1 protein-coding gene and 1 pseudogene are annotated in these 1354 nt (G+C 76.7%); one reads left to right on the top strand and one right to left on the bottom strand.

Translation table 11 applies throughout. The features are described from left to right. Positions 1-751, bottom strand: a pseudogene (locus ACL02O_RS34195) (hypothetical protein); the annotation flags it as partial. A gap of 150 nt (positions 752-901) precedes the next feature. Between ACL02O_RS34195 and ACL02O_RS34190 the strand changes: the two are divergent. Beyond that, positions 902-1354, top strand: a 453-nt coding sequence (locus ACL02O_RS34190) for a hypothetical protein (RefSeq protein WP_412822319.1), incomplete at its 3' end; no start/stop codon positions are given.

The raw sequence follows: 1354 nt of genomic DNA, 5'->3' as shown, positions 1-1354 counted from the left end.
CGTCGTCGGTGTCGAGGTCGTCGTCCTCGTCATCGGCATGGCGGGCGTCGAGGTCGGCTTCCTCGTCGGAGTCGGCACCGGTGAGGGCGGCGTCCGGGCGGGCCGGCGCGGCCCCCGGGGCACCCGGCCCGGCGGCGAGCTCCTCGTCCTCCTCGTCGTCACCCTCGATGATCACGCCGTCGAGTTCCAGCAGCCGCTCGGCGGCGTCGGTCTCGCCCTCGGCGTCCACGTCGGCGGCCCGGGAGAACCACTCCCGCGCCTCCTCGCGCCGCCCCACGGCGAGCAGCGCGTCCGCGAACGCGTACCGCAGCCGCGCCGCCCACGGCTCGGCCGAGTCGGCGGTCAACTCGCGGACCTGGAGCATCGCCACGGCCGCGTCCTTCTGCCCGAGGTCGCCACGCGCGCCGGCCGCCACGATGAGCAGCTCGATCGCCACGGACTGTTCGAGCTTGTCCCGGTCCGCGCCGCGGAACAGGTCGATCGCCCGCTCCGGCCGGCCGAGCGCCCGCTCGCAGTCGGCCAGCACCGCCACGTGGCTCTGCAGCCCGGTCATCCGGTGGTATGTGCGCAGCTCGGCGACAGCGGTCTGCCACTCCCCGGCGTGGTAGGCCGCCAGCCCGACGGCCTCCCGCACCGCGGCGATGCGCGACGCGAGCCGACGGGCCGCCATGGCGTGGGCCAGCGCCTCCGCCGGGTCGTCGTCGATCAGCAGGCCGGTCGCCACCAGGTGCCGCGCAACGCTCTCCGCCACCGGCTTGGCCAGCGACAGCAGTTCGGCCCGGACGCTGGAGTCGAGGTCGCTCGCCACCACCTCGTCCGGCAACGCCGGCGCGGCGGCCCGGTCGCCCTCACGCCCCTCGACGCGCTCGCGTCGGTCGTCCCGGCGCTCACGGTCCGGCCCGTGACCGCCCGGCCGCCGGTCGTCCCGGCGCGGACGGTCGCCGTAACCGCGACGCTCGCCGTCCCGGTCGGCCCGCTCCCGGCCGCCCCGGAAGCCGCCCTGCCGGTCGTCGCGGCGGAAGCCCTCACGGCGCTCACCGCCACGGAAGCCACCCTCGCGGTCACCGCCACGGAAGCCACCCTCACGGCGCTCACCGCCACGGAAGCCTTCGCCGCGCTCGCCGCCTACGCCGCCCTCGCGGCGGAAGCCGCCACCGCGCGGGCCCTCGTTGTCGCGACGGAAGCCACCCTCACGGCGGTCACCACCACGGAAGCCACCCTCACGGCGCTCACCACCGCGGAAGCCACCCTCACGGTCGCCACCACGGAACCCGCCCTCACGGCGCTCACCACCGCGGAAGCCACCCTCACGGTCGTCGCGGCGGAAGCCCTCACGCCGCTCCCCACCGCGGAA

Origin of the sequence: Micromonospora mangrovicola (assembly GCF_047200535.1) — a bacterium.
Lineage (GTDB): Bacteria > Actinomycetota > Actinomycetes > Mycobacteriales > Micromonosporaceae > Micromonospora.
This window is presented reverse-complemented; position numbering and strand designations above follow the sequence as displayed.